The 16,300-nt window shown below is 69.7% G+C and carries 20 protein-coding genes; 7 read left to right on the top strand and 13 right to left on the bottom strand.

What is annotated here, in order from left to right; all coding sequences use genetic code 11:
- Positions 1-2 precede the first annotated feature (2 nt).
- Positions 3-740 (top strand): hypothetical protein, encoded by a 738-nt coding sequence (locus ACQ859_RS27505; RefSeq protein WP_431263643.1) that lies wholly within the window; start codon positions 3-5, stop codon positions 738-740.
- Positions 637-1,026, top strand: a complete 390-nt coding sequence (locus ACQ859_RS27500) for an NUDIX domain-containing protein (protein WP_431266671.1) — start codon at positions 637-639, stop codon at positions 1,024-1,026. Before ACQ859_RS27505 ends, ACQ859_RS27500 begins: the two co-directional genes overlap by 104 nt.
- 108 nt (positions 1,027-1,134) lie before the next feature.
- Here the strand turns inward: ACQ859_RS27500 and pobA are convergent, their stop codons facing one another.
- Complete coding sequence (gene pobA, locus ACQ859_RS27495; protein WP_431263642.1) at positions 1,135-2,316, bottom strand: 4-hydroxybenzoate 3-monooxygenase; 1,182 nt, start codon at positions 2,314-2,316, stop codon at positions 1,135-1,137.
- Positions 2,317-2,389: 73 nt separating this feature from the next.
- Here pobA and ACQ859_RS27490 point away from each other — a divergent pair, with 73 nt between their 5' ends.
- Positions 2,390-3,319 carry a helix-turn-helix domain-containing protein gene (locus ACQ859_RS27490; RefSeq protein WP_431263641.1) on the top strand — a complete coding sequence of 310 codons (930 nt, stop codon included), beginning with the start codon at positions 2,390-2,392 and terminating at the stop codon, positions 3,317-3,319.
- An 8-nt stretch (positions 3,320-3,327) separates the two neighbouring features.
- Here the strand turns inward: ACQ859_RS27490 and ACQ859_RS27485 are convergent, their stop codons facing one another.
- Complete coding sequence (locus tag ACQ859_RS27485) at positions 3,328-3,933, bottom strand: acyloxyacyl hydrolase (RefSeq protein WP_431263640.1); 606 nt, start codon at positions 3,931-3,933, stop codon at positions 3,328-3,330.
- A gap of 116 nt (positions 3,934-4,049) precedes the next feature.
- Positions 4,050-4,517: a DUF1348 family protein gene (locus ACQ859_RS27480; RefSeq protein WP_431263639.1), complete on the bottom strand. Its 468-nt coding sequence runs from the start codon at positions 4,515-4,517 to the stop codon at positions 4,050-4,052.
- Between the two features lie 125 nt (positions 4,518-4,642).
- On the opposite strand from ACQ859_RS27480, the gene ACQ859_RS27475 reads away from it, so the two are divergent.
- Together ACQ859_RS27475 and ACQ859_RS27470 are read left to right on the top strand one after the other, a co-directional pair.
- Positions 4,643-5,281 (top strand): TetR/AcrR family transcriptional regulator, encoded by a 639-nt coding sequence (locus ACQ859_RS27475; protein ID WP_431263638.1) that lies wholly within the window; start codon positions 4,643-4,645, stop codon positions 5,279-5,281.
- Between the two features lie 159 nt (positions 5,282-5,440).
- A complete protein-coding gene (locus ACQ859_RS27470; protein ID WP_431263637.1) occupies positions 5,441-6,238 on the top strand; it encodes a fumarylacetoacetate hydrolase family protein in 798 nt (265 codons plus the stop codon).
- Between the two features lie 616 nt (positions 6,239-6,854).
- Here ACQ859_RS27470 and ACQ859_RS27465 read toward each other — a convergent pair.
- Both ACQ859_RS27465 and ACQ859_RS27460 read right to left on the bottom strand, forming a co-directional pair.
- Positions 6,855-8,252, bottom strand: coding sequence for an ATP-binding protein (locus ACQ859_RS27465; protein WP_431263636.1), 1,398 nt, complete (start codon positions 8,250-8,252; stop codon positions 6,855-6,857).
- Positions 8,249-8,857 (bottom strand): 2-hydroxychromene-2-carboxylate isomerase, encoded by a 609-nt coding sequence (locus ACQ859_RS27460; protein ID WP_431263635.1) that lies wholly within the window; start codon positions 8,855-8,857, stop codon positions 8,249-8,251. The genes ACQ859_RS27465 and ACQ859_RS27460 overlap by 4 nt, the downstream gene beginning before the upstream one ends.
- A gap of 232 nt (positions 8,858-9,089) precedes the next feature.
- Here ACQ859_RS27460 and ACQ859_RS27455 point away from each other — a divergent pair, with 232 nt between their 5' ends.
- Entirely contained in the window at positions 9,090-9,836 is a 747-nt protein-coding gene (locus ACQ859_RS27455; RefSeq protein ID WP_431263634.1) for a response regulator, read from the top strand.
- A gap of 34 nt (positions 9,837-9,870) precedes the next feature.
- On the opposite strand, the gene ACQ859_RS27450 is transcribed toward ACQ859_RS27455, so the two are convergent.
- A complete protein-coding gene (locus ACQ859_RS27450; protein WP_431266670.1) occupies positions 9,871-10,380 on the bottom strand; it encodes a thioredoxin family protein in 510 nt (169 codons plus the stop codon).
- A gap of 227 nt (positions 10,381-10,607) precedes the next feature.
- The gene (locus tag ACQ859_RS27445) at positions 10,608-11,258 is read right to left on the bottom strand and encodes a TetR/AcrR family transcriptional regulator (protein WP_431263633.1); all 651 of its coding nucleotides are present in this window, start codon (positions 11,256-11,258) and stop codon (positions 10,608-10,610) included.
- 147 nt (positions 11,259-11,405) lie between these two features.
- On the opposite strand from ACQ859_RS27445, the gene ACQ859_RS27440 reads away from it, so the two are divergent.
- Positions 11,406-11,711, top strand: a complete 306-nt coding sequence (locus ACQ859_RS27440) for a DUF3331 domain-containing protein (RefSeq protein WP_431263632.1) — start codon at positions 11,406-11,408, stop codon at positions 11,709-11,711.
- Between the two features lie 22 nt (positions 11,712-11,733).
- Here ACQ859_RS27440 and ACQ859_RS27435 read toward each other — a convergent pair whose 3' ends face one another.
- The 6 genes from ACQ859_RS27435 to mdcC are packed head-to-tail and all read right to left on the bottom strand — an operon-like array spanning position 11,734 to position 16,282.
- Complete coding sequence (locus ACQ859_RS27435) at positions 11,734-12,597, bottom strand: ACP S-malonyltransferase (RefSeq protein WP_431263631.1); 864 nt, start codon at positions 12,595-12,597, stop codon at positions 11,734-11,736.
- Between the two features lie 56 nt (positions 12,598-12,653).
- Positions 12,654-13,598: a triphosphoribosyl-dephospho-CoA synthase MdcB gene (gene mdcB, locus ACQ859_RS27430; RefSeq protein WP_431263630.1), complete on the bottom strand. Its 945-nt coding sequence runs from the start codon at positions 13,596-13,598 to the stop codon at positions 12,654-12,656.
- Positions 13,595-14,275, bottom strand: a complete 681-nt coding sequence (gene mdcG, locus ACQ859_RS27425) for a malonate decarboxylase holo-[acyl-carrier-protein] synthase (RefSeq protein WP_431263629.1) — start codon at positions 14,273-14,275, stop codon at positions 13,595-13,597. The genes mdcB and mdcG overlap by 4 nt, the downstream gene beginning before the upstream one ends.
- A gap of 22 nt (positions 14,276-14,297) precedes the next feature.
- Complete coding sequence (locus ACQ859_RS27420) at positions 14,298-14,999, bottom strand: biotin-independent malonate decarboxylase subunit gamma (RefSeq protein WP_431263628.1); 702 nt, start codon at positions 14,997-14,999, stop codon at positions 14,298-14,300.
- Between the two features lie 36 nt (positions 15,000-15,035).
- Complete coding sequence (locus tag ACQ859_RS27415; protein ID WP_431263627.1) at positions 15,036-15,962, bottom strand: biotin-independent malonate decarboxylase subunit beta; 927 nt, start codon at positions 15,960-15,962, stop codon at positions 15,036-15,038.
- Positions 15,959-16,282, bottom strand: coding sequence for a malonate decarboxylase acyl carrier protein (mdcC, locus tag ACQ859_RS27410; RefSeq protein ID WP_431263626.1), 324 nt, complete (start codon positions 16,280-16,282; stop codon positions 15,959-15,961). Before mdcC ends, ACQ859_RS27415 begins: the two co-directional genes overlap by 4 nt.
- Positions 16,283-16,300 lie beyond the last annotated feature (18 nt).

Below are 16,300 nucleotides of genomic sequence, written 5' to 3'. Positions count from 1 at the left end.
TCATGACTCGCAAGACCGTCGCCGTCGTTGTCGGCCGCTGGCAGCTGGTGCACCTCGGGCAGGAGGCGCTGTTCCAGGCGGCCTTCGGTCTCGCCGACGAGGTCATCGCGGTGTTGGGCTCCTCGTACAAGGCACGCGACCCGCGCAACCCCTTCGTCCATGACGAGCGCCGCCAGATGCTGCTGGCCAACCTGACGCCGGAGCAGCAGCAGCGGCTGCACGTGCTGCCGGTGCGCGACTACTTCGACGACAAGCGCTGGAACGCCGCCGTGACGATGGGCGTGCGCGCCATCGCCGGCGAGGACGCGGACATCGTGCTGGTCGGCCACCAGAAGGACCACACCAGCTACTACCTCAACAACTTCCCGCGCTGGCGGCAGCAGCTGGTGGAACGGCTGGCCGACGTCGACGCGACGGCGATGCGCCAGGTGTTCTTCGAGGCCGACGATCCGGACGCCGCGCTGACGGTGATGACGCCTTACGTCAGCGCGCCGGTGCGGGCCTGGCTGCAGGCCTGGAGCCGTCTGCCGGAATACCGCAGGCGCAAGGCCGAACACGCGGCCATCGCGAGCTCGCAGGAAATACACGGCGGTCGCCTACATGACGGGCGACGCGGTGGTGACCGTCGGCGACCACGTGCTGCTGGTGCGGCGCAAGGGGCCGTTCGGCGAGGACCTCTGGGCGGTGCCCGGCGGTCACCTCGACCGCGGCGAGAAGCTGGTCGCCTGCGCGGTCCGTGAATTGGTCGAGGAGACGCGCTTCCCGCTGCTGCCGGCGTCGATCCTGGCGGCGCTCGACGGCGTCGAGACCTTCGAGGATCCGTTGCGCAGCGCGCGTGGCCGCCTGATCACGATGGCGCACCACTTCAAGTTCGGCGAGATGGGCACGCTGCCCGAGGTCGTCGGCAGCGACGACGTCAAGGAGGCGCGCTGGTTCCACCGCGACGAACTGCCGGCGATGGAGTCGCAGCTGTTCGAGGACCACTTCGTGATGCTCGACCATTTCCTGAACATCATCGAAGGCTGACCGACGCGGCCCCGCTCGGGGCGCCTCGCGTTGTTGCAAATCCTCGCCATAGCGCTGCTATGGCTCCGGTTCGCGCCTAGCGACGCACCCCGATCGGGGCCGCGTCGGCTACAGCGGCAAGCCGACGTAGTTCTCGGCGAGCGCCCGCTGCGCGGCTTCGGAGGCGAGCACATAGTCCAGCTCGGCGGCCTGGAGCTTCGCCTGGAACGCGGGCTCCTGGTCGACGTTGTGCATCAGGCTGGTCAACCACCACGAGAAGCGCTCCGCCTTCCACACCCGCGCGAGGCAGCGCGCGGAGTAGTGGTCCAGACCGGCGTCGCTGCGCTCGCGGTAGTGCTCGATCAGCGCCTGCGACAGGTAGCGCACGTCGGACGCGGCGAGGTTGAGTCCCTTCGCGCCGGTCGGCGGCACGATGTGCGCCGCGTCGCCCGCGAGGAACAGCCGGCCGAAGCGCATCGGCTCCGCGACGAAGCTGCGTAGCGGCGCGACGCTCTTCTCCAGCGACGGGCCGGTGACCAGCGCCCCTGCCGCCTCGGGATCGAGACGTGCGCGCAACTCGTCCCAGAAACGGTCGTCGCTCCAGTCCTCGACACGCTCGGTCAGCGGCACCTGCAGGTAGTAGCGGCTGCGCGTCGTCGACCGCATGCTGCACAGGCTGAAGCCGCGCGCATGGCGGCTGTAGATCAGTTCCTCGGAGACGGGCGGCGTGTCGCTCAACAGACCGAGCCAGCCGAAGGGATAGACCTTCTCGTAAAGCTGGATCGCGCCCGCGGGCACGCTGGCGCGGCAGACGCCGTGGAAGCCGTCGCAGCCGGCGATGAAGTCGGCCGTGATCTCCATCGGCTCGCCGTGGACGGTGCAATGCGCGCGGGGCGTCGAGGTGTCGAAACCGTCGATGCGGACGTCCGCCGCCTGGTGCAACGTGATCAAGCCGGCCGCCGAGCGCGCGCTCATCAAGTCGCGGGTCACCTCGGTCTGCCCGTACACCAACACCGTCCGACCGCCGGCGAGCGCGCGCAGGTCGATGCGATGCCGCACACCGTCGACCGCCAACTCGAAGCCGTCGTGCACCAGGCCCTCCGCCCGCATCCGTTGACCGACACCCGCCTCGTCCATCAGGTCGGCCGTGCCCTGTTCGAGCACGCCGGCCCGGATGCGCGACAGCACATGCGCCCCGCTCTGCCGTTCGACGATGACGGTGGCTATCCCGGCGCGGTGCAGCAACTGGCCGAGCAGCAGCCCCGCCGGTCCGGCGCCGACGATGAGCACCTGGGTGCGTAAGGTCTTCATGGCACGGAGCCTAGAGGCCGAGCGTCCGGCGGTGAATGGACGACTCCAGCTTGCACTTGCACAATCCGAACCCATGGCTACCGACCCCGTATCCCGTCGATCGTCCCGTCGTCAGGGGTCGACGCCGGTGTACGCCCTCTACGGCGAGGACGGCCGATCACAGGCCCTGGATGGACTGCATCTGGAGTCGATCGCCGACCGGAGCCGCTTGCACAATTGGGAGATCCAGCCCCATCGCCACGGTGCGCTGGTTCAGCTGCTGCTGATCGAACGCGGACGCGTCACCGTCCGCATGGATGACGAGGAGCGCGTGCTGCGTGCGCCGGCGCTGGTCTGGGTACCGGCGTTGGCGGTGCACGGCTTCCGCTTCGCGCCGGAGACGGAAGGGCTGGTGGTCACGCTGGACCAGGGGCGACTGCGGGACCTGCTCGACCATCTGCCCGAGCTGCTGGAGAGCCTGTCCGAGCCGCGGCTGGTCGCACTCGATCGCGGCGCGACGGTGACGCGCGCGTTGTTCGCCGTCGGCCACGGCCTCAGGGAGGACTACGCGGGCGCCGGTGCCTGGCGGGCCCCGGCGCTGGATCACGCGGTCGCCTTGCTGGCGACGCAGGCCGCGCGCTTCGGAGCTCCGGATGGGGCATCACAGGGGAACGCGCACGCGCCCGGAGACGGCCGCGCGCTGCAACACCTGACCCGCTACCGCGAGCAGGTCGAGCGCCACTTCCGCCGCCAGCCCGCAGTGGCAGCACTCGCCGAGCCGCTGGGCATCACGCCGACGCAACTCAACCGCCTGTGCCGGCGGCATCTGCAGTGCTCAGCGCTGGCGGTGCTGCACCAGCGTGTCCTGCTCGAGGCCAAACGCGAGCTCGGCTACACCAACCTGATGGTGCGTCAGATCGCCGACGGACTCGGCTTTGCCGACCCGGCGTACTTCACGCGTTTCTTCCTGCGGCACACGGGGAAGTCGCCGAGTGCATGGCGGGAGGCGCGTCCAGGATACTGATCCGGGCGTTACAGCGCCTGGCTCCACCGCACCTGCACGAAGTTCTGTCCCGGGTTCGGCCGCGCGATGTTGCCGTTGGAGAAGTGCTGGAAGCGCAGCGACCATTCGCCGGCCTTCGGTCCGAAGAGCAGCCCGCCGACGGCGAGGTGGTCGCCGAAATTGAATGCGGTGCTGAACCGCTTCTCCGTCGTGTGGAACACCGGCGAGACGATGTTCAGGCCGACGCCGGCCTCGACATGGAAGCGGCTCTCGCCGGGCCATGTCAGCCGCAGCGCGGGCGTGAGCCCGACGTGCCAGTACGCCTTGTGGTCGTAGCGCGCGTCGCGGTCGAGGTACCAGCGACCGACCTGCGAGGTCGTGACGATGTTCAGCGTCTTGTCGCCCCAGTGGCGTTCGAAGCCGGTCAGCCAGGCCAGGCCGGCGTCGACCGACTGCACCTTGTCGTAGGCGCCGACCTGCAGGAAGAAGCGGTTAGGCCGCCACGACGAGTTGTCGGAGGCGTTGTTCTGCGCATGCGCGGACAGCGCGGGCAGGACTGTGAGCGCGGAAATCAGCGCGGCGAGCGCCAGCCGCGGTGCGCGTCGGCGCACCGCGATGGGGGTCAGGTCGTTCATGTTGTCGGACTCCTTGAAGGCCGACATCGGCAACGCCTGTGCCCAGTCCGGATTACAGGCGAGAGCAACAGGCCCGGTGAGCGGGCCCGATCAGCCGGTCTGGTTTGCGGGCCGGCTCACAGCCCCAGGTCGCTCAGCCCCGGATGGTCGTCCGGACGCCGCCCCAACGGCCAATGGAACTTGCGGTCTTCGGCCCTGATCGGCTGGTCGTTGATGCTGGCGTGGCGATGCGTCATCAAGCCCTGCGCGTCGAATTCCCAGTTCTCGTTGCCGTGGCTGCGGAACCAGTTGCCAGCGTCGTCGTGCCACTCGTAGACGAAGCGTACCGCGATGCGGTTGCCCTCGAAGGCCCACAACTCCTTGATCAGGCGGTAGTCCAGCTCGCGCGTCCACTTGCGTTCCAGCAACGCCTGCGCCTCGGCGCGGCCGCGCGGGAACTCGGCCCGGTTGCGCCACTTCGTGTCCGGGCTGTAGGCCAGCACGATGCGCGCCGGGTCGCGGCTGTTCCAGCCGTCCTCGGCCAGTCGAATCTTCTGGATCGCGGTCTCGCGGGTGAACGGAGGCAGGGGCGGGCGGGTGTCCATGGTCGGGGTCCTTTCGTTGAAGGGGAGGTCGGGAGACATCGAGCGGCGGAGCTGCTCATGTAGACAGGTCTGTCTACTTGGAGCAGATTCTGGCGGATGTAGACAGGTCTGTCTACAATGATCGGATGGACGACACCAACGGCAGCGTGGACATCGGCGAGCTGCCCGCCCGCGAACGCATCCTGCGCACTGCCCACGACCTGTTCTACGCCGAGGGCATCCGCGCCACCGGCATCGACCGCGTGATCGCCGCGTCGGGTGTCACCAAGGTCACCTTCTACCGGCACTTCCCGAGCAAGAACGACCTGATCCTGGCCTACCTCGACCTGCGGCACGGGCGGTGGATGGACTGGTTCAACGGCGCGCTCGAGCGTCATGGAGGTGCGTCCAAGGGCGCGGGTGGGCGTGCCGGCGACGGCTCGGGCGCCGGCGCGCTGGTGCCGACGATGGCCGAGTGGTTCGGCGGTCAGGCGCTCGGGGAGTTCCGCGGCTGCGCTTTCCTGAACGGCGTCGGCGAGATGGGGCCCACCCTGCCCGAGGTCGTCGAGGTGACGCGCCGGCACAAGCAGGACATGACCGACGCGATCGCCGGGTTGCTGCCCGCATCGCGGCAGCGCAAGAAGATCGCCGCGGCGCTGTCAGTGGCCGTCGACGGCGCGATCGTGCAGGCGCAGTACGCAGAGGATCCTGCGCCGGTGCTGAAGAGCCTGCAGATGATGGTGGACCTGGTGGCCGGCAGCAGCGTCGGACCCGGCAGCGTCTGATCCGGCGCCGGCGTGCGGGTCTCGCCCGTCGCGCCGCACTTCGAGGGGAAACGCGGAAGCGTCGACGCAGACCCGCGCCTACGCTCCATCGGCCGCGGGTGTCCATCAGCTTGCCAGGGGCGCGCCGCGTCGGACAACTCAACCTCGAAGGAGACCGCGATGGACCGACGTTCCCTGCTCAACACTTCGGCCGCGATGGCCGCCGGCGCCGTGGCTGGCTGCGCATTGCCCGGCCAGGCCGACACGACGGCCGCGGCGGCGAAGACGCCGTTCGCCGTCCCGCAGACGACGATCCCCATCGTCGGCAGCGACGAGCGTTTCCCGGTGCGCCGCATCTACTGCATCGGCCGCAACTACGCGGCGCATGCGCGCGAGATGGGCAGCGACCCCACGCGCGAGCCGCCGTTCTTCTTCCAGAAGCCGGCCGACGCGATCCAGAACGTCGCGCCCGGCACCGTCGCCGATCACCCGTACCCGACGCTGACGAAGAACTACCACTACGAATGCGAACTGGTGGCCGCGCTGAGCAAGGGCGGCCGGGACATCCCGACGGAGCAGGCGCTGGACCTCGTGTTCGGCTACGCCATCGGCCTGGACATGACGCGCCGCGACCTGCAGCGCGGCATGGGCGACCAGAAGAAGCCGTGGGAGATCGGCAAGAGCTTCGACCGCTCGGCGCCGATCGGTCCGATCCACCCGGTCGCCCGGCTCGGCGGGCATCCGTCCAAGGGCGCGATCTGGCTCAAGGTCAACGGCCAGACCAAGCAGGACGCGGACCTCAGCCAGATGATCTGGAGCGTCGCGGAGCAGATCTCGCAGCTGTCGCGCGCTTTCGAGCTCAAGCCCGGCGACATCATCTACAGCGGCACGCCGGAAAACGTCGGCCCGGTGGTGAAGGGCGACGTCATCGACTGCCACATCGACGGTCTTCCCAACCTCGGCATCCGGATCGTCTGAGCGCACCCCACACCCCACACGCACCCCCAGGCCCGAGTCCAGCGGGCCCCACTGGGGCCGGAATGACGCTGGGGGTTCCCGGAGGGACGCCCCCTGCGTCGTGGAGAGCCCGCGCCTGGCGCACCGCAGGCAGCGGGGCTGCCTCATTCCGCAGCACTGCAAGCAATTCCCTGCCCCGACAAGCACTTGCAGCATCCTTGCCCGGGCAGCCAACAGACTTGTCCACAGAGGCCGTGGACAGTCTGGCGGCGCGGTGCACAACCGGTGGGCACTGTGAGCAACTGCCGGGGCGGAACGAGGTTTGCCCACCGTGCTGGACGGTGGCGTCAAGACCTGATGCTCGCCAACCGCCCGCGTCTCCGCGGTGCCTTGTTTTGGAGCACGGCAAGCTTTTTCCTTTTAGAACAACAGCTTGTGTCGCCCCTGCAGAGGCAGCCAACAGACTTGTCCACAGTTCGCAGGGACAGTCTGACGGTCCTCGAAACGGGTGCCGGATAGCCCGTTCGGACTGCTGCCTCATTTCGCGGCACTGCAATGAATTCCGTGACGAATCAACGGCTTGCAGCATCCCTGCCCGTTGAGCCAACAGAGTTGTCCACAGAAGCCGTGGACAGTGTCAGGGCAGCGAGGCGGGGAGGGTGAGCCGGGCTTCGAGTCCCCCGTCGGTCCTGTTGTGGAGGGACAGGCGTCCCCCCATGGCGCTCGCCAGTTGCAACGCGATCGCCAGACCCAGGCCGGTGCCGCCGGTGTCGCGGTTGCGCGAGGTCTCCAGCCGGTGGAACGGTTTGAAGACGGCCTGCAGCTGCTCTTCGGGAATGCCGGGTCCCCGGTCCAGCACCGCGATCGTCAGGCGAGGGGTCGGGTCTTGCGCGTCGCTGCGCGTCACCCGGATCTCCGCCTGGCCGCCGAACGCCAGGGCGTTGTCGACCAGGTTGACCAGGATGCGCTTGAGCGCCTGTGGCTGCGCCATGATCGGCGACCCGGCTTCGCCGCTGAGCGTCACCGCCTCGCCGGCGTCCTCGTAGTCCCCGGCGATGCTCGCCAGCAGCGCATCCGCGTCCAGCCGGGCCGGCAGCTCCGAGGTGCCGTGCAGCGTGCGCGCATAGGTCACCCCTTCGCGGACCAGCACATGCATCGCGTTCAGGTCGTGGTGGAACTTGCCGCGCAGTGCCTCGTCGCTCATCAGGTCGGCGCGCAGGCGCATCCGTGTGATCGGTGTCTGCAGGTCATGCGAGATCGCGGCCAGGATCTCCACCCGTTCCGCCGTGTAGCCGGCGATGCGCTGCTGCATCGCGTTGAAGGCGCGCGCGGCGTGGGCGACTTCGGCGGGCCCTTCCTCCGGGATCAGCCGCGGCGACAGGTCCGGACCGAGGTCGTCCGCCGCCGCCGCGAGCGTCTTCAGCGGGCGCGTCACCAGCCGCACCACCATCCAGCTGCACACCGCCAGCACGATGAGCTGCGCGCCCAGCACCCACATCACCCACTCGGGGATGGGCATGTCGACCCGACGCGCGTGCACCGTCAGCGCCGAGCCGTCGTTGAGCCGTACCAGCAGCTGGTAGCGCTTCACGCCGAGCTGCACGGCGCGCTCGATGCGGAAGGGGCGCATCGCCTGCGTCAGCGCGTCGACGAACGGTCCGTTGAAGTCGGTCCGCTCCACCGGGCCGGCCTGCGGATCGATCTCGTCGGCAAGGGCGAAGCGGTAGTTCGGACGTTCGAGGCGGTCCAGCCAGGCGGCGCGTTCCGCCGCCGGCAGGCGGTCGAGCACCGCAACGCCGGTGGCGATGTCGCGCTCGACGCCGGACATCATCAACGTCCGCAGGGCCATCGATCGCTCCTGGCGGATCGCCACGTAGGCCATCGCCTGCGCGATCGCGATGCCGAACACCATCAGCCAGAACACGCGCGCGAAGAGCGTGCGTGGCCCGAAGCGGCGCGTCGTCGAAGTCGAAGCCGAGGGCATGGGCGTCGGCGCGGCGTCGCGCGCGCCTGGCGATGCGGACGTGCGGTTCATGCGCCGTCGACCGCCAGTGCGCGCTGGACGAAGTCGAGGCGGTCCTGGCCCCAGAACAGTTCTCCATCGATGACGTAGCTCGGCGCGCCGAACAGGCTGGCGTCGATGGCGCGCTGGGTGTTGGCGTCGTACTGCGCGCCGATGTCGTCCTCGGCGGAACGCGACAGACGCTCGGCGGCCAGTCCCTGCTCAGTGAGGATCGCGGTCAGCGTGACGTCGTCGGCGATGTCGCGCTGCTGCTCCCACACGGCACGCAGCAGCGCGCCGGTCAGACGCATCGCGGCGTCGGCGCCGTCTGCCTGGTCGACCGCGATGATCAGCCGCGCGGCCTTGTGTGGCGCGACCGGGAAGCAGGCCGGCTCGACGTTCATCGGCAGGCCGAGGTGCTGCGAGAAGCGCCGCAACTCCAGCAGTCGATAGGCCTGACGCTGCGGAGGGCGCTGCGCCAGCGGCAGCCCGCCGGAGACGGCGAACAGCTTGATCAGGTCGATCGGGACCAGCCGCACGGTGGCGCCGGCGTCGCGCGCGATGGCGGCGAAGCGCTCGTGACCCAGGTAGGTCCAAGGGCTGATCGGGGCGAAGAAGTAATCGATGACGCGGCTCACGAGGATCTCCAAGGCGTTGGGCGGTGCCCTTCTTACTCCCTCTCCCGCTTGCGGGAGAGGGTGGGGGTGAGGGCCAGCGGCCGTGGCAGTGCTGAATCCCGCATGCCGGTTTATAGGCCCGAGCGCCGCGCTTGTGGGCGCCTTTGTATTGGCGTGTATCCGTGCCCCGCCCCGGAGACACAACATTGCCTGTCCGTACCACCGTCGGGGTCGGTGCCGGTACATTGCGCCCATGCAGACTTCCGTGCCCACCCAGGATCATGTGCTGATCGTCGACGACGACCGCGAGATCCGCGAATTGCTCACCACCTACCTGACCCGCAACGGCCTGAAGGTGACGGCCGTGCCGACCGGCCGGCACATGCGCATCGCGCTGGAGACCGGCACGCCGGTGGATCTGGTGATCCTGGACCTGATGCTGCCGGGTGAGGACGGCCTGTCGCTGTGCCGCGACCTGCGCGCGGGCAAGCACAAGGCGACGCCGGTGATCATGCTGACGGCGCGCGGCGATGAAGCCGATCGCATCCTCGGCCTGGAGATGGGCGCCGACGACTACCTCGCCAAGCCCTTCGCGGCGCGCGAGCTGCTGGCGCGGATCAAGTCGGTGCTGCGGCGCGCGCGGATGCTGCCGCCCAACATGCGGGCCACCGACGAGTCGCCGCGGCTGGCCTTCGGCGAATGGGTGCTCGACACCATCGAGCGCCATCTGGTCGACCAGCAGGGCACGGTGGTGCCGCTCAGTGGCGCGGAGTACCGGCTTCTGCGCGTGTTCCTCGACCACCCGCAGCGTGTGCTGAGCCGCGATCAGCTGCTGAGCCTCACACAGGGGCGCGAGGCGGAGCTCTTCGAGCGTTCGATCGACCTGCTGGTCAGCCGCATCCGGCAGCGGCTGCGCGACGACGCGCGCGAGCCGAAGTACCTCAAGACCGTGCGCAGCGAAGGCTATGTCCTCTCCATGGCTGTCGAAGGCCGGGATTGAGGGCTGCGACTGAGCGTCGCGCCCTCTTCGTCGATCAACCCTGCTGCTTCAGCAGCGCCTGGATCTGCGCTTCGGTCTGCTCATACTGGCCTTCGCCGAAGTGCGAGTAGACGATCTTCCCCTGCTTGTCGATGAGGTAGATCGCCGGCCAGTAGCGGTTGCCGTAGCTCTTCCACGTCTTGAAGTCGTTGTCCTGCGCGACGGCGTGGCGGATGCCCAGGCGCGCGATCGCGTCTTTCAGACCGGCGGTGGAGCGCTCCTCCTCGTACTCCGGCGAGTGCACGCCGACGACCACCAGTCCCTGGTCCTTGTACTTCTCGTGCCAGGCCTTCACGTGAGGCAACTGGTTCAGGCAGTTGACGCAGGTGTAGGTCCAGAAGTCCACCAGCACGACCTTGCCGCGCAGCTCGTCGAGCTTCAACGGCGGGCTGTTGATCCAGTGGTCGATGCCGGCGAAGGCAGGCGCGGGTTTGCCGGCCATGCCGCTGCCGGCGGTGCCGCCGGGGCTGCCGAAAAGCGAAGCCGCCGCCGCATCGGAGGCCATCGGCGGCAGCGAGAGCGCCACGGCCGCCACCGCGGAAGCGCCGGCGAGCAGCAGGGTGAAGAGGGAACGACGAAGGGGGAGGGGCGGGTGGTCGGTCGCATGGGGAATCCTTTCCAGGCTGGCAGCGGTGGGCTGCGATGGAACGGATTCTTCGAGGACCGGCCGATCCGCGATACGGGTTTCGTATGCCTGTGTATCCCGCTGGGGAAGGAAAGACGATCCGATGCTCAGCGCAACAGATGCAGCGTGATGCCGGTGAGCTCGCGCTTGAAGCGCGCCGGATCATCCGGCAGCGTCGAGACCGCGCGCATCACATGCGCGTAGGCCACCGTCTTGCTGATGCCGTTCATCAGCACCGAGAACAGCAGCGCCGGCTCGCAGCGGTGCAGCTCGCCGGCGTCCATCGCGTCGCTGAACAGCGGCAGGCAGACATCGTGGAAGGGGCGCACGATCGCGTCGACCAGCACGTTGAGCCGCTCGCCTTCCTCGGTCGCGGCGGTCGAGAAGAAGATGCCGATGTCCGGATGCTCGAAGACGCGGTCGATGAACGACAGCATGCACTGCTCGACGCGTTGACGCGGGCCCAGCGCGACGTCGGTGCGCAGCGCCAGGGCCGTCTGCAGCATCGGGTCCATCAGCACCTTGATCTGCTCGACCACCGCCAGCCACAACGCCTCCTTCGATCCGAAGTGATGCGCGATCAGCGCCGGATCGACGTTGGCCTGGCGCGCGATCTCGCGCACGCTGGCCGCCTCGTAGCCGCGCAGCGCGAAGATCCGCCGGGCCGTGCGCAGCAGGTTGTCCGCGCCTTGTGCACAGTCCGCGCTCGGCCGCCCGCGTCTTCGCGGCGCCCCGCTCGTCTTCGGGGTTTTGTTCATCGAGCGCCCCGCCTTTGCTATATTCATCACGCGTTGAATTATTTCAGGCTTTGACGCCGGATTGTCCGGCGGATGAGAAAGGCGGTATCGCATGTACAGGGATCTCGCAAGCGATCCGTCCCGGGACGGCTGGCTGCGCACCGTCGCGTGGCTTGGCAACGGCGGCGTGCCCGACGCGCCGCCCGCCCCTCCGCGCGGCAGTTCAAGACGGCGCCGACGATCCACGTGCTCGACCGCCCGACGCCTCGCACCGCCGCGATCTCCTGGTCCGATCCAGGGGCCTGCCACTACGGCTATCAGATCTGGGACATGGTGCCGTCCAAGCGCGACGGGATCTGCGTGCTCACCGGCAGCGCCATCCGCGCCGGGGAGATGATCTACACGCCACGCGTCGACGAGCCTTCACCCATCAATGCCGGCGAGATGATCGCGGCGGCGTACGTCGACGCCTGAAGGAGGAGCCGCGCCCTGGGCCTCAGGCCGCGCAGCGTTCGATCCAGGCCAGCACGCCGTCCAGCGTTCGGAACTCGTCGGCGGAGCGCGCCGGAATCGCCGGATGCCGCTGCTGCCAGAGCCGCGCGAGCGCCTGGCCGCCGCCGATCTCCAGCACGCAGGACGGTCCGCGCGCGGCGAGTTGATCCATGACCTCGTCCCATCGCACCGTGTGGGCGATCTGGTGGGCGAGCCCCGCTCGCGCCTGGTCGGCGGTCCAGACGCGATTGGCGTCGCTGTCGAACAGGGCCGAGTTCGGCGCGCGCAGGGGGATGCTCGACAGCACCGACGCGAACGCGTCGGCGGCGGAACGCATCAGCGGCGTATGCGATGCGAAGGAGACGGCGAGCCGCGTGCACCGCGCACCGCGAGCGACGAGTGCCGCTTCGACGGCGTCGAGCGCTTCGGCGCCCAGCGGGCCTCCGATCACGACGGAGTCGTCCCCGTTTCGGATGGCGATGCTCACGGACGTTCCGGGCAGGACAGCCGCCACCTCCGTTGCCGCCAAGCCCGTCACACCGCAGAGTCCGCCGGCGCGCGAGCGGCTCGCGTCGTCCATGAACGCCGCCCGCCGGGCGGCGAGCAGGATGGCGTCGTTGGCATCGAGCACACCCGCCGCCGCGCATGCGGCGAGCTCGCCGACGCTATAGCCGGCGATGCCGTCGATCTCGATCGAAGCGACGCCCAGGCGTGAGGCGATCTGCGACCACGCGGCCAACGCGGTCGTGGTGATCAGCACCTGCGCATTCGCGTTGGTGCGTGCCCAGGCAGGATCGGCGAGCGCGCTGCGCCAGTCCGGGACGCCGAGGCGATGATTCAAGATCGACAGCGTCGCGCCGTCGCCCAACCACGGCAGCATCGCGGGATGCTGGTTGCCCTGTCCGCTGAAGACGACGGCGACGCTCACGGCAGTGCGAGGAATGCCTGCCCGCTGACGACGCCGCGTTCGTCGCGTTCGCCGGGCGGGACGAACAGGGCGGACGTCTCGATCCCACCGAGCCGATCGATCCGGTCGATTCCTTCGGTCGCCTCGATCGCGCCGATCCGCCGCATCCAGCATGTGGCGGCCAGCATGTCGGCGGATCCTCCGGGCGACAGACGACGGGCTTCGAAGTCGACGGCGATCGCCTCGGCGCGGGCGATGGCGTCGGCATCCGCGGCGCCGCCGCGTTCGATGAACTGGCGCGCCGCCCGTTGAGCGAAGCGGAGGCCGTCGAGACCGCCGCGATGCGCGAGGTTGCTGTCGTCCAGCGTGGCCATGAGATGGAACAACGTGTCGAGTTGCGCGCGCTCGAGCGACAGCCCCCGCGCGATCGCCGACCGCATCGCCGGAACCGCCGTCTCGAAGACGGCGGGAGAGCCGTGCGCGGCCTCCTCGGACGCGCTGCGCAGGCCCAGCCGGCGTGCGGCGATGCCGCCCGGCAGGGTCGAAGGCCGGGACGCGCGCCGATGGAGCGCCTCTCCCCATCGCTCGATGAGCGTCGCGCGCAATGCCTCCGGCGTCAGGCGCCGCCTCCCCGCAGCGATGGCACCGGCGGACGCGCACAGCAACCCCAGCAGGAAGATCGCGCCACGGTGCGTGTTGACGCCGCCCGTGGCCTCGAGCATCCGGGCCTCGGCGGCGATGCCGGCGCGTTCGAGTTCGTGGAACTCCGCCCCGGTCGCACCGAGCTGGGCGATGCGGACGAAGTACGGACGCAGCGACGAGATGCTGCGCATGAAGGTCTGCGCATCCATGTCCCGGTGACTGCCGTTGCTGGTGAACGTGACCAGGCCGGGTTTGGGCGACAAGGCCAGCTCGTCGTGGAGCGCGGCCGTCGCTGCGCGGCCGATGTCGTGGGCGTTCATGCCGCCGCCTTGACGTCCCGGACGATCTCGCCGAGATCCGTGACGAGCCGGCTGCCGCCGATGGACTTCACCAGGATCGAACGCACCCCGCCGGCGCGCCAGGTGAGCCACTCGCGCCACGACACGGCGTTGTCACCGTCGAAGACGAGTTCGCCGTCGAGCCGCAGTCCCGGAATCTCCGCGGCCGCCATCAGCGCGGCGACCTGGTCGGCCTGGTCGGCATCGGTCACGCCGATCCACAGGTCCGCATCGGAGTCGGCCCGCACGTGGACCATCGTCGACAGGGCCTGCCAGCCGTAGCTGCCGTAGACGCGCGGCTGGACGCCGCAGGCGGACGCCGCGCGGCACAGGACGTCCCATGCGGCGCGGGCTGGCGCGGGCAGCAGCCTGGACACGGTGCGCGCGGCAGGGAATTCGTCGAAGAACATCACCTCGTGGCGCGCGACGCTCACGCCGATGCGACGCGATTCCCAGCGCAAGGGCGCGGACAGTCCCATCGCGATCAGGGCCGGATCGCCGCCTGCATCGCAGCGCTGCTGCGTCACCACCAGCGGCAGTCCGCGCGAGGCCCACAGCGTGAGGCAGTCGCGCTCGACGGCGTCGCGTGCGATCGTGCGCAGCCGCTCCCACGCCGCGGGCGTCAGATGCACGAGCTGATGGCGGTGCAGGCGGGCCATGGCGATGTTCCGGTCCGGAGACTCACGCGGCGTCGAGCACGCGCTGCATCACGGCCGCCGCGAGCTGGCGGCCGCCGCGTTCGGCGCCGTCGATGGCGCGGCGGTCCTCGGCGGGCGCATCGGCCAGCGCCTGACGCAGGGCCGCCTGCAGATCGCCGGACCAGAGCCGGCGCACGCCGCCCATCGCGACGTAGTTGTCGACGCCCGGCGCGAAGACGGGATTCGTCTCGGACAACGCGGTGAGCATCTCTTCCGGCAGCTTCGTCACGCGTGACATCGCCGGGATGCGCATCACGCGGATCTCGGCCTCGGGCAGCGCGTCGCAGGCGTCGGCGATCAGGCCCGAGGTGATGAAGCCGCCCGACAACGCCTGGTCGTAGACCAGCCCCAGCACGCGATGTCCGCGCCGGCGCGCCAGGTCGATCGTCATGCCCAGGTGCGCCATCGCGCGGTTGATGCCGAGCAGCTCGTCGCGCCGCCGCAGCTGCTGGCCCTGCGTATCGATGAGCAGCAGGATCGGCCGCCCCGGATGGCGGGCGAGCGTGTCCAGCACCACGCGCGCCTGGGCCAGCGCGAGTCGCACGCCGATCGGCGCGTGGCCGGTCGTGCCGACGACGGTCAGCGGTGCGCCGTCGAGTTCGACCGTGCCGTGCAGGAAATCGCCCTCCAGCGTCAGCCCGTCGTCGGTGCCGAACAGCGTCGCGGTCAATGTCTTCCAGTCCATCTTCGGAACTCCTTCGAGGCTAGTCGGCCCAGCCGTTCAACCGTTCAGCCGATCCACGGTCCGCGGCGCGGCGGCGAGCGTGCGCAGGGGCACGACCTGGTCGACGTCCAGGTCCGGCACCCGCTCGGCCTGTGTCACGCCAAGCCGCGTCCAGAGGGCCTGCGCGTCATCGCCGGTGACGGTGGTGTCGAGCAGCGACAGCCGATGGGCGAGTAGGGCGTGCTCGGTCTCCAGGGCATCGACCGTGACGGGACGCGAGGTGGGCAGCGCGTCCATCGCGGCGATGGCGGCGCGGCGGAAGGCAGCGACGTCGTCCTCGACGAGCGCGTCGCAGTCGCCGCTCAGCCAGCGATGCTTGCCGCCGGTCGTGCGCCACACCAGCGCGCGGTCACGGGCGTCGAATTCCTCGACGCCGTGGGACGCCTCGATGACCTCCGGCCCGGACATCGCCAACCGGCCGAGGTCGCTCATCACGATGAAGTCGGTGCACCGCGCGACGATGCCCATGCCGCCGAAGCAGCCGTTGGCCGCGCCGATCAGCGCGATCACCGGGATGCCGGCATCGCGCACGTCCAGCACCGCGCGCATGACCTCGGAGACGGCGATCAGTCCCGCGTTGGCTTCGTGCAATCGCACGCCGCCGGAATCGAGCAGCAGCAGCACGGCGGCGGGCCGCTCGCGCAGCGCGCGGCGCAGCAGGCCGACGAGCTTGGCACCGTGGACCTCGCCCACGCCGCCGCCCATGAACGCGCCTTCCTGCGCGGCCACGAAGACGGTCCGGCCGTCGAGCGCCGCGCGCCCGATCGCGACGCCGTCGTCGAAGGCCGACGGCACGCCGAGCTGTGCCAGATGCGGGCTCGTCACGCGTTCCTGCGGCGGCAGCCATTCGTGGAAGCTGCCCTCATCCAGCAGCAACCCCAGCCGCTCGCGGGCGGAGCATTCCGCATAGGAAAGCGCCGTCATGGCCGCAACTCCTGCACTGCCTGGTCGAGCCGCAGACTGACGACCGCCGGCGTGGCGCCCATGTCGTTGATGGACACGCGCACGCCGGACAGGTCGTGGCGGCGATGGAAGTCGTCGAGCACCGCCTGCCAGATCGGCGCGAAGCCGCGCGCGGAGGTCTGGACGCGGACGGCGCACTCGCCGCCGGCTTCCGGCTCGAGCATCACCTCGAGGTTGCCGGAGCCGACGACACCGACCAGCACCGGCGCGAAGGCGCCCGGCGCGTGCGAGCCGGCGAAGCGGAAGTCCAGGGTTTCGAGACCCGGTGGGAGGGGCGTCATGGCGTGTCTCTCAGGTTG

The sequence above is a fragment of the Roseateles chitinivorans genome, assembly GCF_050632235.1.
Lineage (GTDB): Bacteria > Pseudomonadota > Gammaproteobacteria > Burkholderiales > Burkholderiaceae_C > Roseateles > Roseateles chitinivorans_A.
Note: the sequence above shows the minus strand (reverse complement) of the source record. Positions and strands in the feature narration are given on the sequence as shown.